This window comes from Arsenophonus nasoniae (assembly GCF_004768525.1).
Classification (GTDB): Bacteria; Pseudomonadota; Gammaproteobacteria; order Enterobacterales; family Enterobacteriaceae; genus Arsenophonus; species Arsenophonus nasoniae.
Window position 1 is genome coordinate 725,433 of the sequence record NZ_CP038613.1, and the last position, 20,881, is coordinate 746,313.

Annotated in this window: 11 protein-coding genes and 4 pseudogenes; 13 read left to right on the forward strand and 2 right to left on the reverse strand. The window is 38.4% G+C overall.

All coding sequences use genetic code 11. From position 1 onward, the window contains the following. Positions 1–16: 16 nt before the first annotated feature. The 7 genes and pseudogenes from ArsFIN_RS03400 to ArsFIN_RS03430 form a co-directional block, all read left to right on the forward strand. The gene (locus tag ArsFIN_RS03400) at positions 17–1,582 is read left to right on the forward strand and encodes a toprim domain-containing protein (RefSeq protein ID WP_135677459.1); all 1,566 of its coding nucleotides are present in this window, start codon (positions 17–19) and stop codon (positions 1,580–1,582) included. A gap of 225 nt (positions 1,583–1,807) precedes the next feature. After that, positions 1,808–2,974, forward strand: a pseudogene (locus ArsFIN_RS03405) (IS3 family transposase). A 30-nt stretch (positions 2,975–3,004) separates the two neighbouring features. Next, a pseudogene (locus ArsFIN_RS03410) lies at positions 3,005–4,062 on the forward strand (IS3 family transposase); the annotation flags it as partial. Continuing rightward, positions 4,052–4,348 carry a winged helix-turn-helix domain-containing protein gene (locus tag ArsFIN_RS03415; protein ID WP_135677461.1) on the forward strand — a complete coding sequence of 99 codons (297 nt, stop codon included), beginning with the start codon at positions 4,052–4,054 and terminating at the stop codon, positions 4,346–4,348. The pseudogene ArsFIN_RS03410 and the gene ArsFIN_RS03415, both read left to right, overlap by 11 nt. An 847-nt stretch (positions 4,349–5,195) precedes the next feature. Then, complete coding sequence (locus ArsFIN_RS03420) at positions 5,196–6,350, forward strand: phage major capsid protein (RefSeq protein WP_135677462.1); 1,155 nt, start codon at positions 5,196–5,198, stop codon at positions 6,348–6,350. A 19-nt stretch (positions 6,351–6,369) separates the two neighbouring features. After that, positions 6,370–6,924: an HK97 family phage prohead protease gene (locus tag ArsFIN_RS03425; protein ID WP_135677463.1), complete on the forward strand. Its 555-nt coding sequence runs from the start codon at positions 6,370–6,372 to the stop codon at positions 6,922–6,924. After that, a pseudogene (locus tag ArsFIN_RS03430) lies at positions 6,924–7,329 on the forward strand (phage portal protein); the annotation flags it as partial. The gene ArsFIN_RS03425 and the pseudogene ArsFIN_RS03430, both read left to right, overlap by 1 nt. Positions 7,330–7,356: 27 nt before the next feature. On the opposite strand, the pseudogene ArsFIN_RS03435 reads toward ArsFIN_RS03430, so the two are convergent. Continuing rightward, a pseudogene (locus ArsFIN_RS03435) lies at positions 7,357–8,517 on the reverse strand (IS3 family transposase). A gap of 128 nt (positions 8,518–8,645) precedes the next feature. On the opposite strand from ArsFIN_RS03435, the gene ArsFIN_RS03440 reads away from it, so the two are divergent. The 3 genes from ArsFIN_RS03440 to bla all read left to right on the forward strand — a co-directional run bounded on the left by ArsFIN_RS03440 (position 8,646) and on the right by bla (position 14,778). Continuing rightward, on the forward strand, positions 8,646–12,428 hold the full coding sequence (locus ArsFIN_RS03440) for a beta-ketoacyl synthase N-terminal-like domain-containing protein (RefSeq protein WP_026823635.1): 3,783 nt from the start codon (positions 8,646–8,648) through the stop codon (positions 12,426–12,428). Positions 12,429–12,774: 346 nt separating this feature from the next. Beyond that, positions 12,775–13,488, forward strand: coding sequence for a 4'-phosphopantetheinyl transferase family protein (locus tag ArsFIN_RS03445; protein WP_026823634.1), 714 nt, complete (start codon positions 12,775–12,777; stop codon positions 13,486–13,488). A 483-nt stretch (positions 13,489–13,971) separates the two neighbouring features. After that, entirely contained in the window at positions 13,972–14,778 is an 807-nt protein-coding gene (gene bla / locus ArsFIN_RS03450) for a class A beta-lactamase (protein WP_246067329.1), read from the forward strand. A 219-nt stretch (positions 14,779–14,997) separates the two neighbouring features. Here the strand turns inward: bla and ArsFIN_RS03455 are convergent, their stop codons facing one another. After that, positions 14,998–15,984, reverse strand: a complete 987-nt coding sequence (locus tag ArsFIN_RS03455; RefSeq protein ID WP_135677465.1) for a hypothetical protein — start codon at positions 15,982–15,984, stop codon at positions 14,998–15,000. Between the two features lie 768 nt (positions 15,985–16,752). Between ArsFIN_RS03455 and ArsFIN_RS03460 the strand changes: the two genes are divergently transcribed. The 3 genes from ArsFIN_RS03460 to ArsFIN_RS03470 all read left to right on the forward strand — a co-directional run bounded on the left by ArsFIN_RS03460 (position 16,753) and on the right by ArsFIN_RS03470 (position 20,870). Further along, a complete protein-coding gene (locus ArsFIN_RS03460; RefSeq protein ID WP_135677466.1) occupies positions 16,753–16,980 on the forward strand; it encodes a hypothetical protein in 228 nt (75 codons plus the stop codon). Continuing rightward, positions 16,955–19,279, forward strand: a complete 2,325-nt coding sequence (locus tag ArsFIN_RS03465) for an MMPL family transporter (protein WP_051297122.1) — start codon at positions 16,955–16,957, stop codon at positions 19,277–19,279. Before ArsFIN_RS03460 ends, ArsFIN_RS03465 begins: the two co-directional genes overlap by 26 nt. A gap of 481 nt (positions 19,280–19,760) precedes the next feature. Continuing rightward, on the forward strand, positions 19,761–20,870 hold the full coding sequence (locus ArsFIN_RS03470; RefSeq protein ID WP_135677467.1) for an SGNH/GDSL hydrolase family protein: 1,110 nt from the start codon (positions 19,761–19,763) through the stop codon (positions 20,868–20,870). Positions 20,871–20,881 lie beyond the last annotated feature (11 nt).

Genomic DNA, 20,881 nt, shown 5'->3' on the forward strand with positions numbered 1-20,881 from the left:
CAGTTTTGCATGATCGGTGACAAAAGGGGGCTATATTCCCGTCGTTGATTTCACTGGAACGCCCGATACGGTGTTAATTGCCGAAGGATATGCAACCGCTTTAACCGTGAGCCAGTTACATGAAGGGGTAGTACTGGCAGCGCTTGATGAAGGTAATTTATTACCTGTTGCTACATGGGTCAGGAAGCATTACCCCCAATCAAAAATCATTATTGCGGCGGATAATGATGTTAAGCCCGATGAAGCCAATATTGGCAAGATTAAAGCGGAGAAAACCGCAAAAGTGGTTAATGGTTGGGTGACATTACCGCCAACCAAGGAGAAGGCTGATTGGGATGATTACCGTCAAAAACATGGGATTGAGGCAACAAAACAGGCGTTTATAGAGGGGGTGTACAAATTAAGCGAAAATAATATGAAAACGAATAAAATTTTAGTTAATTGTGATAAGAAACTGAGTATTGATACGGATACAGATATCGCACAATTAGCACCCAATCAGTTAGCTAAATTGTTAATTTCTCGTTATGGTAGGCTTGCTGTAAATATGGAATCATCAACGATATATAACTACAATGGGATAATATGGCAGCCGATAAAAGATAGTGAATTATCTCGTGAAATGGCTAATTTCTTCACTGAAAATAACACTCATTTTAGTATGAGAAGAATTAATGGCGTGATTGATGTATTAAAAGTCATTGCTGAACCGATAAGAGAAAGAGATCTTGATGTTATTGGATTTGCTAACGGTGTGTTAAATACAAAAAACCATAAGTTTAGTCCCCATAATCCTGATGATTGGCTATTACATGAAAATGGGATCACCTACACCGAAGCGGTAGAAGGTGAGACATTAGAAGCAAATGCCCCCAATTATACAAAATGGTTAAATCATGTATCAGGCGGTAATGCTGATAAAGCCAGACGGATAAAAGCCGGTTTATATATGGTGCTGGCTAATCGTTATGACTGGCAACTGTTTATTGAAGTAACAGGCGTAGGCGGAAGCGGTAAAAGTGTCTTTATGCATATTGCTGAATTTCTGACAGGAAAACACAACACTTCGAGTGGAGAACTTAAATCTCTTGATGATGCAAGAGGAAGAGCGCAATTTGTTGGCAAAAAGCTGATATTACTTCCTGATCAACGAAAATATAGCGGTGATGGTGAAGGATTAAAAGCCATTACAGGTGGTGATGATGTTGGAATTGACCCAAAATACGAGAAACAGTTCTCAATGGTGATGAAGTCTGTCGTGATTATAACAGGCAATCGTCCCATGCAATTTACAGAGCGTCATAACGGCATAGCCAGGAGGCGAGTCATATTTCATTTTAATGAATCAGTTCCTGACAAAGATAAAGATAAAAAACTGACAGAGAAAATAGAAGCGGAGATCCCTGTTATTATTCGAGACTTATTGCTTGAATTTACACAACCAGAGAAAGCCTATCAGTTATTACTTGAACAAAGAGACTCAGGCGAAGCAACCGAGGTTAAACGGGAGAGTGATCCTCTCATCGATTTCTGTGCTTATCTTATTGCAATGGAAGCGGCAAGCGGTATTGTAGTGGTCTAATAAAACTGTAGAGATTTATAGCTTATAATTAAGCAAAATCTTATAGGTATAAATATGACCCGAAAAGTAAAAGTAACCTTTAGCGGAAAGCAAAAACTGGAATATGCAAAACTCATGGTTGAAGGTGGATATAGCAATATCCAAGTTGAAAAAATATCTGTAGTGGTCTAATAAAACTGTAGAGATTTATAGCTTATAATTAAGCAAAATCTTATAGGTATAAATATGACCCGAAAAGTAAAAGTAACCTTTAGCGGAAAGCAAAAACTGGAATATGCAAAACTCATGGTTGAAGGTGGATATAGCAATATCCAAGTTGAAAAAATATCCGGTGCGGGTAAATCTGCCGTATCACGATGGAAGCAACAATATCTTGCCGAGTTAAATGGGAATACGCCTGTAAAATCAAAAGCGTTAACACCCGAGCAACAGCGCATACAAGAATTAGAAGTTCAACTTAAGCGTGCTCAGAGGGATAATGACATATTAAAAAAAGCCGCGGCTTACTTCATCCTCGACAATCAAAACTCAAAATCGTGAAGCAACTGAAAATCATGTACCCCAATTTTACGGTCACTGAGTTATGCCATCTTTTTGAAGTAAGCAGCAGTAGTTTTTATTATGAAACGAAAATACCGACAGTTGAAAATGAAAGACTGTGTGGCGAAATCAAACGTATTTTTTATACATCGGGTCAAATTTATGGCAAAAGACGTATTCAAGCCGAGTTAAAGGGTTTAGGGCACCAAATTGGCACTTATAAAATATCGAACATCATGAAATTAAATCAATTAGTTGCAATTAGACCAACGAAAAAGCACTACTATCACTCATCGGGTAACGAACATCGATATGCCCCTAATTTGCTTAAACGACAATTTTCCCCTGAACAGCATAATCACTATTATGTCGGGGATATCACGTATATTAGACATCACTATGGGTGGAGCTATTTAGCCTGTGTGTTGGATTTAGCCACCAAAGAAATTATTGGTTATGCCTTATCAACAAAACCGGATTCGAAATTAGTGAAAGAAGCCTTAGATAACGCAATTGAACGGCAATTACCGGATACGACAAGTTTGATGTTCCATTCAGATCAAGGTTGCCAATATTCATCGGAGGAGTTTAGGGCGCACCTCTTTGAACGGAAAATAACTCAAAGCATGAGTCGGCGAGGTAATTGCCTCGATAATGCCGTGATGGAAAGATTTTTTAGGAGTTTAAAGACAGAAAGACTTAACCGTTTATCGTTTATCGTTTATGAATCATCAATCTGTTGTCTGTGAAGTTGAAAATTATATTCAGTTTTACAATTATTATCGACGCCATTCAACGATTGGTTATTTAACGCCACATCAAAAATATCATGAACTAAAAAATGCCGCTTAGATCTTCTACAGAATTTGTTGACCATTACAATCCGGTGCGGGTAAATCTGCCGTATCACGATGGAAGCAACAATATCTTGCCGAGTTAAATGGGAATACGCCTGTAAAATCAAAAGCGTTAACACCCGAGCAACAGCGCATACAAGAATTAGAAGTTCAACTTAAGCGTGCTCAGAGGGATAATGACATATTAAAAAAAGCCGCGGCTTACTTCATCCTCGACAATCAAAACTCAAAATCGTGAAGCAACTGAAAATCATGTACTCCAATTTTACGGTCACTGAGTTATGCCATCTTTTTGAAGTAAGCAGCAGTAGTTTTTATTATGAAACGAAAATACCGACAGTTGAAAATGAAAGACTGTGTGGCGAAATCAAACGTATTTTTTATACATCGGGTCAAATTTATGGCAAAAGACGTATTCAAGCCGAGTTAAAGGGTTTAGGGCACCAAATTGGCACTTATAAAATATCGAACATCATGAAATTAAATCAATTAGTTGCAATTAGACCAACGAAAAAGCACTACTATCACTCATTGGGTAACGAACATCGATATGCCCCTAATTTGCTTAAACGACAATTTTCCCCTGAACAGCATAATCACTATTATGTCGGGGATATCACGTATATTAGACATCACTATGGGTGGAGCTATTTAGCCTGTGTGTTGGATTTAGCCACCAAAGAAATTATTGGTTATGCCTTATCAACAAAACCGGATTCGAAATTAGTGAAAGAAGCCTTAGATAACGCAATTGAACGGCAATTACCGGATACGACAAGTTTGATGTTCCATTCAGATCAAGGTTGCCAATATTCATCGGAGGAGTTTAGGGCGCACCTCTTTGAACGGAAAATAACTCAAAGCATGAGTCGGCGAGGTAATTGCCTCGATAATGCCGTGATGGAAAGATTTTTTAGGAGTTTAAAGACAGAAAGACTTAACCGTTTATCGTTTATGAATCATCAATCTGTTGTCTGTGAAGTTGAAAATTATATTCAGTTTTACAATTATTATCGACGCCATTCAACGATTGGTTATTTAACGCCACATCAAAAATATCATGAACTAAAAAATGCCGCTTAGATCTTCTACAGAATTTGTTGACCATTACAGTATGTTGATGGGAAATGCTAATATCTTCCCTCAAGTGCCAAGAAAGTATTTATATCATGCTTACATGGCTTATATGCAAGGGAATGGAAATAAAAACGCATTGAGTTTAACCAACTTTGGGCGCTCAATTAATGGGGCGTTAAAAGAAATGGGAAAAAAGTATATTAGAGAAAGAACAATGTATGGGTATAGAACCAATCTTGAATTAGATGAAGAGGAAGCTAAAGATTGGCTGCCAAGTGTACCCATAGCATAGAATACACAACAATATTAAACAAATATTGCCAGCCAGTAAAAGGCTGGTTTTTTTATTCTTAATACATAAATAAAGATTATGTTTACTAAAATAGAAAAGGGTATGTGTGAAAAGTTTTAGCAAAAAGTGTTCATACTGTTCATGTATGCTAAAAACACATTATATATCAATTAATTAAAGCATGAACACTTGAAGTAAAACTATTCATGAAGTGTTCATAAGTGTTCATGAAAAGAGGAAAAATTTATACCGAGTGTTCATAAGTGTTCATAACTGTTCATGAAGTGTTCATGGGTTAATCTATTGTTTTATATGATATAATTTTAAATATGAACAGTATGAACAGTTAAACCATAAACTTTTACACACCCCCCCTATTTTTTCTTTAATCGATATAGTTATAAATAAAATTTAATTTTCTGAAAAGAACAAGGATCCCCGAAAAATATTTCTTTTCCTTGGTAGGTAATATATTAGCAGGGGGTCAATTTGACCCCTTGCAGTAAATCAAAGGGTTAGCGGGTTATTTCGATGTCATGACAACAGTGACTTGGAATAATGACAAAGTGAGTGGAACATCGGTCAAACTTTTGGCTGATGATGTTTAATAAATAAAATATGTAAAGTTATGTAAATTATTTGTCCACTTATTTCCACATTTGTCTTGTCTACCCGTGAGGTTATTTCCTGTTATTTTTCATCATGTTAAATTGAGGTTCCTGATTCATGCAGGTGTATTTTGAAATATTCATGGTTACTAAAAGCGGTTAAGGTTTATATCACCTTCCCTTAGTCGCTTTTTTTCTGCATGTTCAGTTAAGACAATCACTGCATGCAGGAGCCAACCTTGAAAAGATTACTTGAATTACGTCAGCAAAAAGCCGATTTAACGGCACAAATGCGATCAATGCTGACGTTAGCAGAAACAGAAAAACGAACACTGACCGAAGATGAAGCTAAAAACTTTGATGCGTTGCGTCATCAGTCGGAAACCCTCAATACTGAAATTGCCCGTTATGAAGCGCTTGCTGATGAAGAAAGAACATTAGCGGCAAAGCCTGTACAAAAAGAACAGGGAAATGCTGCATTAAGGCATTATGTTTTGACAGGGGAAACGCGCGGACTTTCGACTGGGGTTCCGGCTGATGGTGGCTATACTGTTATTCCTGAACTAAATAAACAGATTATGCAACGTCTTAGTGATGAGTCCGTCATGCGTAAAATCTGTACCCTCAAGACCACTCACAGCAACGAATATAAGCAACTGGTTTCTGTTGGTGGGGCGGTGATCAATCACGGTGAGGAAGGCAAAGCGCGCACCGAAACCGCAACCCCTAAACTGGAAGAAGTGAGTATCAAATTATTCCCTGTCTATGCTTATCCTAAAACCACTCAGGAAATCTTAGATTTTAGTGATGTCGATATTTTAGGCTGGTTAACCCGTGAAATCGCTGACACCTTTGTTGATACCGAAGAAACCGATTTAGTCAGTGGTAACGGTACAAAGAAAGCAAAAGGCTTTTTAGCCTATCCCCGTGATACGAAAGCCGATAAAGACCGCAGCTTTGGCACATTGCAAAAGCAGGAAGTGACCAAACTGGAAGCTGATAGTCTGATTGACCTGAAATTCACGCTAAAGAACAAATATCGCAAAAATGCCGTATGGGTAATGAACTCAAACACCGCTGCCAAAGTACAAAAATTGAAAAATGGTAATGGTGATTATATCTGGCGTGAACGGTTACAAGTGGGTGACCCTGATAGTCTGTTAGGTTTATCGGTTCATTACCTTGAGTTTATGGATGATGATGTGATAGCGCTGGGTGACTTCAAACGCGGTTACACCATTGTTGACCATCAGACAGGCACTCGTACACGGCCTGACAATATTACTGAGCCTGGCTTTATCAAGATCCATACTGATAAATATCTCGGCGGTGGATTAGTCGATTCCAATGCAATTAAAGTGCTTGAGGTCAAGGCGAAAGGAGCCGGAGTCTAATCCCTCTGGTCATTTATCCATGAAATCAACCGATTTTGAAATACGCACGGCAAGCCTGTCTGCTGATGAAAAAAGGCTAACAGGATATGCAGTTAAGTGGAATAGCCGCTCACAACTGTTGTGGGGTGAATTTATTGAAACCTTCGCCCCGTATGCGTTTAAAAACAGTCTAGGAAAAGGAACAGATACACGATGTTTGTATGAACATGATGTGACCAATCTGTTAGGGCGTACCGCGTCGGGTACGTTAAAACTGGCTGAGGATGAAACGGGGTTACGGTTCGAACTTACACCACCAGATACGCAATTAGGCCGAGATGTTCTGACACTGGTTGAACGGGGGGATATATCGGGGATGAGCTTTGCGTTTAGAACGATAAAAGACCATTGGGAAATTGGCGTAAAACCTTATCTTAGAACGGTGATTGAGGCTGAATTGCTCGAAATTACGATCACCAGTTTACCCGCTTACCCTGAAAGTGGTGTCGAAATTGCCAAACGTTCACTCAATGCCTATCACCCCAAACCCACGCATTTACACCATCGGTGGCTCCAATTATCCGAGGTGGAATGATGTGGCCATTCAGACATAAAAAGGCAGAAGAACGCAGCTTTAGTATTGATGAGTTCCTTTCGCTGGCTGGCATTCCTAACAGTCGGTCAGGCGAATATGTCTCACCGATCACCGCAGAAGGCTTACCCGCTGTTATCAATGCCGTTACGGTGATTAGTGAAGCGGTGGCGACGATGCCCTGTTTTTTATATCGGGTACACAATGATAAGGGTATGGAATCACGGGAATGGCTAAGTAACCACGTGGTAGATTATTTGCTCAATGAAAAACCAAATGATTGTCAAACACCTTTCCAGTTTAAACGAACCCTAATGCGCCATTGCTTACTCAATGGTAATGCCTATGCGCTTATCACATGGGGTAAAGACGGACAGCCCGCTTCATTACATCCTTATCCGCCGAGTGTAATGGTCAACAAATTCTGTAGAAGATCTAAGCGGCATTTTTTAGTTCATGATATTTTTGATGTGGCGTTAAATAACCAATCGTTGAATGGCGTCGATAATAATTGTAAAACTGAATATAATTTTCAACTTCACAGACAACAGATTGATGATTCATAAACGATAAACGGTTAAGTCTTTCTGTCTTTAAACTCCTAAAAAATCTTTCCATCACGGCATTATCGAGGCAATTACCTCGCCGACTCATGCTTTGAGTTATTTTCCGTTCAAAGAGGTGCGCCCTAAACTCCTCCGATGAATATTGGCAACCTTGATCTGAATGGAACATCAAACTTGTCGTATCCGGTAATTGCCGTTCAATTGCGTTATCTAAGGCTTCTTTCACTAATTTCGAATCCGGTTTTGTTGATAAGGCATAACCAATAATTTCTTTGGTGGCTAAATCCAACACACAGGCTAAATAGCTCCACCCATAGTGATGTCTAATATACGTGATATCCCCGACATAATAGTGATTATGCTGTTCAGGGGAAAATTGTCGTTTAAGCAAATTAGGGGCATATCGATGTTCGTTACCCGATGAGTGATAGTAGTGCTTTTTCGTTGGTCTAATTGCAACTAATTGATTTAATTTCATGATGTTCGATATTTTATAAGTGCCAATTTGGTGCCCTAAACCCTTTAACTCGGCTTGAATACGTCTTTTGCCATAAATTTGACCCGATGTATAAAAAATACGTTTGATTTCGCCACACAGTCTTTCATTTTCAACTGTCGGTATTTTCGTTTCATAATAAAAAACTACTGCTGCTTACTTCAAAAAGATGGCATAACTCAGTGACCGTAAAATTGGGGTACATGATTTTCAGTTGCTTCACGATTTTGAGTTTTGATTGTCGAGGATGAAGTAAGCCGCGGCTTTTTTTAATATGTCATTATCCCTCTGAGCACGCTTAAGTTGAACTTCTAATTCTTGTATGCGCTGTTGCTCGGGTGTTAACGCTTTTGATTTTACAGGCGTATTCCCATTTAACTCGGCAAGATATTGTTGCTTCCATCGTGATACGGCAGATTTACCCGCACCGGATATTTTTTCAACTTGGATATTGCTATATCCACCTTCAACCATGAGTTTTGCATATTCCAGTTTTTGCTTTCCGCTAAAGGTTACTTTTACTTTTCGGGTCATATTTATACCTATAAGATTTTGCTTAATTATAAGCTATAAATCTCTACAGTTTTATTAGACCACTACAAGTACAGGCGTTAGAAAATGCTGGCTATAGTAGTAGGGAAGATCTGGCGTCGGTTGGCATAGTGGCCAGCACTGGCGATGCATTTTACCAGCGCTGGTTAGCGCGGCGAAATTGCACTGAAAGTCGCAATAGCGATCCTTTTTTCTTAGGTTTATCTTATCAGAAGGATTTTGTGGCGACAAAAGTGGCTTATTATCTTGGTTTACGTGGCCCGGCGCTAACGGTTCAAACTGGCTGTTCAAGCTCTCTGGTCGCAGTGCATCAGGCATGCAATGCATTAAGCATGGGTGATGCTGAAATGATGATAGTGGCTGGGGTGAATATCGATCCGGATGCCGTACAGGGGTATAAATGGGCGCCAGGCCACATCTTCTCTAGACAAGGTAGTACTAATCCGTTCAGTGACAATGCGGATGGCACGCTGGCGACCAATGCGTGTGGCGTCGTGATCCTTAAACCATTGGCAGCAGCTCGGCGTGACAATGATCGCATTTATGCCGTTATCAGTGGTAGTGCAATTAACAATGATGGGCAGGATAAAGCGGGATATACCGCGCCTTCTGTTGTTGGCCAGGCAAAAGTGATTAGTTCGGCATTAACCCGTGCCGGAATAACTGCCGATCGAATTGGTTATGTTGAAGCTCACGGCACAGCAACACCGCTGGGTGATCCGATCGAAATTGCCGCGCTTAGCCGAGCATTCTCATCGACAACTCGTAAAACAGGTTTCTGCCATATCTCGTCAGTAAAAAGTCAACTCGGTCATGCCGGTCCAGCAGCTGGTATCTTAGGGTTGATTCGTGCCGCTTTAGCACTCTATCATCAGGTACTGCCTGCTAATGTAGGCTTTCAGCGGGCTAATCCATTGCTAGAAATAGATAAAACACCGTTTACTACCAGTGCCACCAGTCGCTTGTGGAAAAGTGATGCGCTACGCTATGCTGGCGTCAGTAGTTTTGGCATGGGGGGAACTAACGCGCATCTTATCTTGCGTGAGCCGCGCCAAGAAGAGCGCTGTTCGCATTCAGTTAAGCAAGAAGGGCTCTGTCTGGCACCCTTATCTGCCGCTACGCCACAGGCGTTACAACAGCTTATCGTTCAAGTGTTGAATGTCATGCGTACCTCTTCGCTGGATTTATCTACCCTTTGCGCACGTTTATCACTGCATAAACCGCAGCGAATACGCCATCTCGGTATATGGAACGATTTGGCTAAAGCGCAGGCAGAAATGGAAAGTTGGTTAACACAGGGACAAAACAATCAGCAGATATTACGGCGAATTGATAGACTGCAAAATAGCCAGCAGCTATCCCCTGCTCAGGCTCAGCAGTGCCGTGGTTGGTTGCTGGACGAAGAAAGTAGCTGGCCAGTCAACCGGGTCAATAATCATCCTGCAAGCTGGCAGTTTTCTATCACCAACTTTGCCTTTGCACCTTTTATGTTACTTCCTGCGGAGGTTCCAGCAAAGCTAGCCACTAAACAGTGGCGTTACACGCCTTGCTGGCAAGTAGTAGCTCAACCTCAGATGGCGGTCGCTGATCTCTGCCTGGTGATTGGCATATTGCCCAATAATGTAAAGCTGACGGCACGACAGGTGCTGGTATTATCACCAGAAGAAAAACCCGACCAACTATTAAAGCAGGCAGCAAACACCTCAGGAAATGTACAAATTCTGTGGATTTCCTCTGTTGGCGAAAGCGCTGTTGAGCTGTTGTTAAATCTAACTCATGTCATACAGGTAGCTAGCCAGTGCCTGCCGAATCGCACGCTAGAATTGAATCTACTTACCGTCAATGCATTAAGTACGGCAGCGGGGGAAGTTGTTCTACCTGAACAGGCGATGTTAACCAGTGCACTGAATGTTATTATGCAGGAACACCCACAGATACATTGTGCACTTTTTGATTGCTGTGCTAATAGCCCTACTGTCGTTATCGGATATGGTCTGAGTCAGCAGGGCATCGTACATGCATGGCGCAGCAAGCAATGGTTAAAGCTCAGCTATCAACCGCTGGTAGAGCAACCACTACATCAGTTACCCATGCTGTTGCCATCAGGCACTTATGTTGTACTCGGTGGCAGCGGTGGCATCGGCCAGGCTTTAGTGCAGGCAATTGCCGCCATTGCACCACATAGCCAATTTGTTCTTGTTTCACGCCGTGTAAATAAAGACCCGATCAGTTTGCATTTAGCCGGTCAGTGTGAATACGAATCGCTGAGTTGTGATATTACCAACATAACCGAAGTGCAATCACTAACCAACTTGTTGCAAGCGCGTTATAACCATATACAGGGGATTTTACACTGTGCTGGCGTGCCAGCGGGCGCGCTTATTGCCCGTCACCAGTGTGTTGACGATTTCTCTGTTGTTGAGGAAAAAATTCGTAGCTGTGCAGCGCTGGAGATCCTCCAGACACTGGAGCCGCGTTGGATTATCTGCTCCTCCTCTATGTCAGCTATTCATGGTGGTGTTGGGCAGCTCAGTTATGCTTGTGCTAACGGATATTTGGATGCGTGGGTAGCAGCTAAAGCTGCAAGCCAGCAAAATTGTTGCTACCGAACAATCAACTGGGATATTTGGCAGGATGGTGGTATGTCCATTCATCAACTTCCGGCTGGACTGCGTCGCCATGATAATCTGCTGCATTTAAGTATCGGTATCACTCGTCGTGAGGGGGCTGAAATGCTCTATCAAGTCATGAGTTCACCGCAGATCCAGCAGTTAGTCTGCACAACGGGTTTTGCCGAATCCCGCTGGTTTTATCAACAACATATACCATCCCGTCCATCTGTGGTCGCCAGCCCTGATACCACTGATAAATTTTCATTACCATTGATTAGAAAACTGTACGCAGAACATCTTGGTCTTGCTGAGAGTAACAATGACACTTCCTGGGAGAGTATGGGGGGTGACAGCATTCAGGCGCTAGAACTACTGGATGAGTTGAATAACAAATCGCCTCGCCCATTGACGCTGGCTGAATTTATGCAGCTGGATACACCTGAGGCACTTTACCGTTTTATTGAGGATATGGCCAAACCAGCACAGCAGGTCAATAAGGTAGAACTGGCTCAGATCGTTTTACTTCACCCGATTGGCGGAGATCTATTAGCTTATCGGGAAATGTTGAAGATGCTGGATAGTCGGATCGGCGTTATTCAGATCCAAGATCCTATGTTAGGTGGACAGATACTTACCGAAGACACGCTTATTGAACGAGCTGCTGTTTATTGCCACCAAGTATTGCCTCAGCTGAAAGACAACTGTCCTCTGATTATTATGGGATGGTCATTTGGTGCACTGCTAGCCTATCAGATGGCTGCTATGTCGGAACTGCAGAGCAAAAAACCGGTTTTAGTCATGTTAGATCCGCCTGCTGCCAATGCATGGCAAACGCCACCAACAGATGACTCACAACTGCATGGGTTTGCTAAAGAACTGAATTACAAACTGCAAGACATTACTCTGCCACAAGTAAAACTTTTGATGATGGGGGAGGATAGTGATGAATTAGATCTATCACCCTTTACGCAAAATTATGTCGGCAATCTACTACAAGCTTTCAGGCGTAACCTCACTTGCCTGCGTAGTTTCATTCCGAGTTACCCGCCGCGAGTAGTTACCTATCTGATTTATGCTAGTCAGAGTCAACAGGCGATGCAATTCTGGCGTCAGCAACTTAAAACCGCCGAGTGTATTTGTATTGAAGGTAACCACTACTCAATTTTGAACAGCAACAACGGGAAACAACTATTCAGTCAACTAAATCGAATTATTGCCAATGTCATCAACGATAGTGCCGTGACTACGTATTCGCCTACGCTCGAGCAGGCGTTAACCTAACTTGCGAGGGATAAGCCTTGCTTGCAAAACCAATTAATGTTGAAGGGAAAGTGCAAAACAAATCTGACAACATTGATTGGTTATGTAAAGAGTTTTGACCTTTGTGGCAAAGAGTGTGTGCTAGGTGCAGGCTCATAAATCGTACAGAGAAAAGAAAGGCGATTGTTTTTAAAAAAAAGCGTAACGAGAGCAACATTACGCAAGTTGACCCGAAGAGAAACGGTGGAGCAAGATTAAATTTTCGCGAGATATGAAAAATGAATTACTTTTAAGCTGTGATTGATATTGGCCTAATTAATTGTTTTATCGTGTTTTATTTTGTTAGTTATTAGCGATGGTTAGTTAAATGTTCACTTCAATCACAACCGGCTCAGCTATGCCTTTTATTCGCTATTTTGAGGTTGGGATGGCTATCCATTTACCTTGCTTACGTTACTGTTTGATCAATTTTGATATTCGCTGTTATCAGGACGAATTGTTTGCTTATTTTGCTATTCCTTTTCCTCAATCATTGAGTTCGGCGGTGGTTAAACGTCGCGCGGAATATGTTGCAGTACGATATGCAGCTAAAATACTGCTACAAAATGAAGGATGTAATAACCCACCGGGTATTGGGCAGGATCGTGCACCAGTTTGGCCATCAGGATGGTGTGGTAGTCTTTCTCATACCGATGGATATGCTATCGCGTTAGTGACGTCACAGGAAGCAGGCCTGATACCAGGCGTCGATATCGAGACATTCTCTTCGATAACAATAAGAGAGACTGCAAATCTTTTTTCTTCTTTGGATGAACAAGCTCTGCTGGTAGATAGTGGTATTGATTATGAAATCGCATTATTAATTACGTTTTCCGCCAAAGAAAGTTTATTCAAGGCACTTTACCCTGAAGTCAGATATTTGTTTGGTTTTGAAGCAGCCAGAGTTTGTAAAATAGAGATTTTACATCAACGAATTACACTTGAATTGACCCAATCACTGACCGAGTATCGTACAAAAGGTAGCCAGATAACGGGCTATTATGTCTTGCGTCACAATCAGGTTATTACTTTCTTTGCCTGAAATATCTCTTGTTATATCTGGACATAATAACGCTTATCGCTAGGCGTAAGTAGAAGAAATTTTTAGGCGGTATTGATAGAGAGAAGAACCTGATTAAGCGGGAAAAGCAATTGATCAAGATAATATCACTAAAATTTATTTGGTGGCGTTTATGGGACTTTATTATATTTAAATTGAATAACAATAAAGTAATTGAAGATTAAAAGTTACTTTAGCAAATCTATCACCCTGTATGTAACAGTGCCTATAAATATAATCATAAATGTGGAATAAAAATTTGCGTTAATAATTTTATTCAATATAAATCCATAAACCAATTAATCTTTGTAATATGTTATCAATAATAATAGTGAGTTTTTGTTTGAGTTTTTAGATAATTACCAGGATAGGATGATACTATGTTTTTCAAACATCGAATGAAATCTGTTGGGTTGATCTTGTTTATTATTGCCGTCTGTAGTAACGCCACTGCATATACAATTAATGACACTCAGTTGGCTAACATTGTTAAGCAAGAAGAAAAAAAAACTAAATTCTCGTATTGGTGTTGCTATCATTGATACGACTGATAATGTCACTATAAGTTATCGAGGTAATGAAAGATTCCCTCTAAACAGCACTTTTAAAGCGTTGTTATGTGGTAGGTTGTTACACCAGGTGGATAATGGAAAAATCGTATTGACGGAAAGTGTCCAGTTTCAGAAAGAACAACTGGTTACTTACTCTCCTGTGACTGAAAAATTTACCTCTCCTTTATCGATGAACTGGCAACAATTATGCAGTGCAGCAATTAGTTACAGTGATAATACGGCGGCTAATCTCATTGCGGAAAAAATAGGTGGCCCGGCGAGTTTTACCCGTTTCTTACGTACCATAGGTGATTCGATTACCCGGCTTGATCGCTTCGAACCTGAATTAAATAGTGCTATACCGGGTGATATGCGTGATACTACAACGCCAGTGGCTATTAGCCAAACATTACAAAAATTGGTGCTTGGTGATGTGTTGCAGCCTTCATCGCGTCAGCAATTAAGGCAGTGGATGGAAGATGACAAAGTCGCGAATGCGTTATTACGTTCTGTTCTGCCAACACAGTGGAAAATTGTCGATAAAACGGGGTCTGGAGATTATGGCTCCAGATCGATTATCAGTCTTGTTTGGCCAGAAAACCGTCAGCCATTAATCATCGCTATCTACATTACACAAACAAAAGCTACCCTAGCCCAAAGTAATGAAGCTATTGCTCGTATTGGTAAAGTCATATTTTCCGCCACGGATAAGAAAAATTAGTGACATTATTTAAAATGCCTTGTGAGGGAAAGATATATTAGTTATCGCATATTGAATCATTTTCCGTTGTTCACATCCCTTTGTCAGACTAGATTTGGTTTAACGCCTTTTGCTTTTAAAATCATTTTTCAGCTTATTAATTTGTGATGGGTATATCGCTCAAACCTATTTTTTCTTGAGCGATTTGTTGATTAAAAAACGTATGCTTTGTGGTTACTTTTACTTATTTTTAGTCAGCCACGGTGATTTTGTACTCCAAAAAATGATATCGGCTCCAAGGTAATTTTCAGCAAATTGTACAAACTCGGCCTTGCTGAATGGCTTACCCGTCTTTTTATTTATGTAGGTTAAGGTTGGCTCCTGCACTGCCATGGCAACAAGGGCTAATTTATTTTTGTATTGATTGAAGAAGGGATATGAGTTTTTCATTTGCGCCTTACGGTTGGGGACAATATCAGGACCACCGAGGCCAATGTTATGAGTACTAGCGAACTCGAATAATCGACTCATATAATTTTTATCATTGTTCCATTCGCATGGCCAGAAATTAACATATTGCACTACATATGATTTGGTAAACACCTTTCGTGCAAAGGCGAGATTTTCTATTTCACTGGCGAAGTAATTATCACAGGAAAATCCTTTAGGGGGGGCTTTCTCATCCAAATCAATGGCAGTTTCAGGTAAGTTCACTCCATATACCTGGCCATCAAAACGCTTAGCAAGTGCAGCTAATAGCGCTTGATAACGATGACGTACCGCAGGTTCCCATTGCTGTGCTACCCAACCAGAGCCAACAATGCCTCCCTCTCCTGGATTATCAAACTGTGGTGACACTCCACCGTTATAAATTGGATCATTTAATAGATAATCAGGAACGTATCGGGCATTCGGTTCGAAAAATCGATCTTGAATCTGGATAAATAATTTTTTTCTAGTTTTCTTAAGGCGTGACAGATCCATTTCAATCTTTGAGAAATCGTATTTGTCTCTTTCTGGTTCGAGCAAACGCCAATTGTAAACAATCTGTATGCCGTGAATATCGCTACGTTCTAAAATGGCTGCTACCGATTCGAAATCATCTGAACTGGTATAAATGAAGTTTTTCGGTTCTTTAGCAAAGGTTGATAAGGGCGTTACGATAGTTAGGCTAATCGCTACGATGATGAGTTTTTTTCTCAATAGCTTTTTGATGATAGTAAACATAATATCCACAAGTTCGTTACTTATAAGTCAAAATCTAGCACAAAGAATACGTGACGCGCTATGTTTTTAATTTGTGGCAACAGCCTTAGTTTAATGTGCAGAAAGAAGATGATTTATACGCGTATACAGCAAAGAAAATTTTGATTGTTATTGAACAAATAGCAATTAAAACATAACTATGAAAATTTATTGTGTGGTTTAGAAGAAATATAAATATATTAAATAATTAATGTTTATTATTGATTATTCTGCTCTTTATAAAACTCAATCGTCATTTTTAATCAAGAAAGATAACTAAAGAGTCATTGTTTAATGGAGCACCTAATAGCGATTAAGTAATTAATGAATATAAACGACAAATTTTTTAACAAGCACAAAAGATATGCCAGTTCTTTTTTGCTATTGCTTAGTAAATGGTAACCTCTTTTTTAGCCAGTTTATTATAAAAATATTTTATTATAATATTAGTGAATAATGTTTTTATTTTTATATGTTAAAAATATAATTATTTTCAGCATAAACAACCAACTATTCATTTATGGAGTGGATATTTCTTTACACTATTAATAGATTTTTGATAGGGTAATTTTTCAATTTTACTTATTTCTTTAGAATGGAGTCGTTATATGATTGCTCGTTTTTTATTCAATTAAAGCAAGTAGATTTACGCTGTAAATTAAAATAGCGTTAAAAAATCATAGCAAGAAAATTTTTATTTTAGTGTCAGGGAGTGATTTTGTGAGAGTTTTTTACAGTTTTCTCATCGTAATGAAAACTTGTTTATCAATATTTAAACGTAAACTTCTATTATATTTTCTCTTGATAAATAAATTATTAAATAATGTTATTCAGATTAATTATTTTGAAAATCTATTTTGTCTAGATGCTTTTTTATTAAATGATGAGCAAAATTATCCGGTTAATTATGCTGGTGGGCAATATCAATGGATGCTTTTTACACTGATTAACGATGAAGACCCCCGTTCTGCCGATTAAATTTTTGCACTGGGGAGCAGTTATCTGGCTCTTAATTTGTTTGCTATTAATCGCATTATTGGCATTGTTACCTAATGTACGATTTAGTGACAATATTCTAACGTGGTTACCGCAAAAAAATTTAAACCATTCATCTCCCTCTCTTAATAATGATTTTATACAGCCGGACGAGCGACAATTACTATGGTTAATAAGTCCGGGAAAGCAGCCAGATTCATCGGTTGCAGAACATTGGTTAGCATTGTTGCGTTTAGAACCTGGTATTAGTTTTGTTAAAGGCCCGATTGATACTCAACGACAAAAACAACTAGAAGGAAGCATTCTTTCTCATTGCCGTAAAGATGAACAACTTCCTAGAGAACCAGTATTACAAAATCATAATAATGCTCATGCTCAGTGGATATTTTCTCAAATTTATGACGTTTTATCTGATAATCACAAAAATTCTCTTATTGATCCTCTAATACTAATGCCTAATACGTGGCAAAAATTAGCACAAAATACCAGTCAGCTATGTCTACAAAATGGCTGGATTATAATACAAGATTATCAAGGGCAATATTGGTATCTGATTTATGGAGAACTGATAGATTCGTCTTTTAATATGCATAGCATCGATCAACTAGTAACAAATTTAGAAACCAAAGCGAAACAATTTACGGCTGATTATCCACAGGCACAAGTTTTATCACGTGGTACGATGCTATATAGTGATTATAAGAGCCAGCAGATAAAAGAGGATATTTTTACCTTTGGCATTATTGCCGTATTGGCAATGGGTTCACTAATTTTGGTTGTTTTTCGTTCATTTCGTTCATTATTACTTTGTTTTTTATCAATTGGTATTGGTGCGTTAGTTGCAAGTATTACTACATTATTCGTTTTTGGTGAATTATATTTAATTACTTTAGTAATGAATATAAGCATCATAGGGCTATCGGTTGACTATTCTCTTTACTATCTCACAGAACGTATGGTTTATGGCCATCAAGCAGATCCTTGGCAAAGTCTTAGAAAAATACAAGCGACATTATTATTAGTACTTATTACTACTGTAACTGCTTATATTATTATGATGTTTACGCCTTTTCCTGAAATTTGCCAAATGATATTTTTCGCTACAGTAGGTTTTATTGGCTCATATTTAACGGTTGTTTTTTGGTTTCCATGGTTATGTCGTGGTATACCAGTAAGAGCAGTACCCGCTAAAACTTTTATATTGCTCTGGTTTAGAGCTTGGCAAAGATACAAAATGTTACGTATTGGGTTACCACTTTTTGTTGGTGTCGTGTCATTACTTGGATTGGCAATGTTTAAAATTAATGACGATGTCTCTTCGCTTCAAGTGTTGCCTTCAGTGATTTTATCTCAGGAAACTATTATTAGTTTAACCAGTAACAAGAGTGATCAAAAATGGTTTATGATCTATGGTGATAATTCTAAAGAAACATTCAAGCGTCTTAAAGCTTTTATTATGAAACTTAATATAGCGAAAAAACGTGGTTGGTTGACAAATTATCATCTTATTCCATTTGATTCAGAACAAAATCAATATAGCGATACGGCCTTTGTTCGCAATCTTACGATAACAGAAGACCAAGCCAATCATCGTACAGGAAATGTTTTAGAAAAATTAAAAATGGCTTTAATGCTAAGTCAAATTGAGCAATATGCTGAAAATTCAGTCAATGAAAGTTGGCGTTTGATATGGACAACTTTGGCGGATGGTAGAAATGGTATTTTAATTCCGGTAGATGGTGTTAACAATAGTGCTGCGCTTTCAGCCTTGGCTGAAGCACTTCCAGGTGTAGAATGGATCGATAGTAAAGCGGTTTTTAATGAAATATTTACCCTATATCGTATGATTATTACGGGGTTATTATTTGCGGCACTTGGCGTGATTGCTGCTTGTATGATAGCTAAATTGGGTCTATGTCATGGGGTGATTAGTTTATTACCTTCAATATTGTCGTTAGTTAGTAGCCTTGCCATGCTTGCGTTTACTGGACATTGCCTAAATATTTTTTCACTATTAGCTTTGGTTTTAGTGCTGGGTATTGGTGTTAATTATACATTTTTTCTGAGTAATGCAAAAAATGAACCACTTAGTGCTTTATTTACGATTACTTTAGCTATGATGACAACAATTTTTACTTTAAGTGTACTAATTTTTAGTAATAGCTTAACCATTAGTAGTTTTGGAATTGTTTTATGTAGTGGAATTTTTGTTGCTTATTTGTTATCACCTATGGTGATGTTTAAATGTAAAGAAAAAATTACTATAAAATTTAGCATCTAATTTATTTTAATATTAATTTTTTATTTATCATATATTTATATTCTATCATCAGCTGTATTTAAAAACTATTGACGACATAAATTTTATAACTTTAATCTAATTTATAATTAGCTAAAACGGCATTAATGTTAAATTTTTGTTGACATAAATCTTTTTGCTAAGTAGATTTCGAATGCCGCAATGGTTATTTCATCGTTTCAGGAATTAAATTCATTTTATCCCGTTAGGAAATGTTTTTATAGTATTGTGACTTCGCGGTGTAAATAAAAGTTAAAGATTGCATGTCACTTAGAACGTGTAATTTTTTATTATATTAATTTTTATTAATAGTCATGAAGTCGGTATTTATTTCAAGAATGGAATTTAATATAGCATTTGTAGGTGTATAAGGTGAATGTTCTAAAAATTATTTAGTTTGGGATAATTGATTGTTAGAAAATATTAAATTACATGTTTTCATAAAATTTTAGGGGGGTAAATAATGAAATATAAACAAATGACCCATCAGGAAGCTGTGAAAAGATGTTATGAACTTACACCACAACTGCGTGAATATGATGAATTTATGTCCTTAAGCGTTCGCTGGCTTCCTTACACTATGTTTTTTCACCAAAAGAATTATCGATCAGCCGTGATTAATACCGATGAAATGGGCTTCCGAATAAGTAAATCATTTTCTGGCTGGGTTTCACCAACTAATTTTCCAACCGATGAATTAGTTAACATTGTTATTGGCGGTTCGACTGCAATGGGAACCGGAGCTACTTCGGATGCATATACAATTTCTTCGAGACTTTCTAAGTTGACAGGAGAAATATGGCTTAATTTTGGTGGTAGTGGATATAATTGTGTGCAAGAAGCAATTCTTTTTATGCTGAATCAGCATCGGTTTAAAAAAATAAAAAATATTATTATCTTAAGTGGTCTTAGCACATTAACTTTTGAGGGCCTTCCCGACGATTTTACCTCAGAATATGGTAAATATTATTATTCTTACGAATTAGTTCATTATATGAATAAATATAATCAAGATTTAATGTATGGAATAAATTCTAGTGCCCAATGCAGTAATAGCGCTGCAAAAAAGTTTATCCCGAAGCTTGCTGATAGATTAAATAATTGGCTTGATGATCTTGCTCAAAACCCAATGGAAAAGGTATATACTGATACCTATGTAGATATTAAAGAGCGTATCAATCGTGCAGTTAAAATGACGGTTGAATCAGCAGTTCAGATAAAACAGTTAGCCAAAAAGCATGATGCTAAAGTGTATTATATCCTTCAGCCACTATCTCTATGGAGCAAAGAGCAGTTTCATAAAGAGGAAGAAGCGATGTTTTATGCAGTAAAGGCTTGTGCAAATAAGTTTTGGCAATTATTTGATCATTTATGTGCCTTAGATTTACATAAAAAGTATTCTTCACAGCTTGAAGCGGGTTGTCAAAAAGAAAACATACCTTACTATGATATGAATTTTTTAATGAGACTATCGCCTAAACTTTACGATAATATTTATATTGACCACCTTCATTTTAATAATTTAGGATATGAAGAGCTGGGAAGATTAATTTATGAACAAATTCTTAATTAAATGATGGAGAT

Excerpts from the sequence above, each read along its gene's own strand:
- ArsFIN_RS03415 (WP_135677461.1), top strand. The coding sequence starts at position 4,052 with ATGCCGCTTAGATCTTCTACAGAATTTGTTGACCATTACAGTATGTTG.
- ArsFIN_RS03425 (WP_135677463.1), top strand. The coding sequence starts at position 6,370 with ATGAAATCAACCGATTTTGAAATACGCACGGCAAGCCTGTCTGCTGAT.
- ArsFIN_RS03445 (WP_026823634.1), top strand. The coding sequence starts at position 12,775 with ATGTTCACTTCAATCACAACCGGCTCAGCTATGCCTTTTATTCGCTAT.
- bla (WP_246067329.1), top strand. The coding sequence starts at position 13,972 with ATGACACTCAGTTGGCTAACATTGTTAAGCAAGAAGAAAAAAAAACTA.
- ArsFIN_RS03455 (WP_135677465.1), bottom strand. The coding sequence starts at position 15,984 with ATGTTTACTATCATCAAAAAGCTATTGAGAAAAAAACTCATCATCGTA.
- ArsFIN_RS03460 (WP_135677466.1), top strand. The coding sequence starts at position 16,753 with ATGAAAACTTGTTTATCAATATTTAAACGTAAACTTCTATTATATTTT.
- ArsFIN_RS03465 (WP_051297122.1), top strand. The coding sequence starts at position 16,955 with ATGAAGACCCCCGTTCTGCCGATTAAATTTTTGCACTGGGGAGCAGTT.
- ArsFIN_RS03470 (WP_135677467.1), top strand. The coding sequence starts at position 19,761 with ATGAAATATAAACAAATGACCCATCAGGAAGCTGTGAAAAGATGTTAT.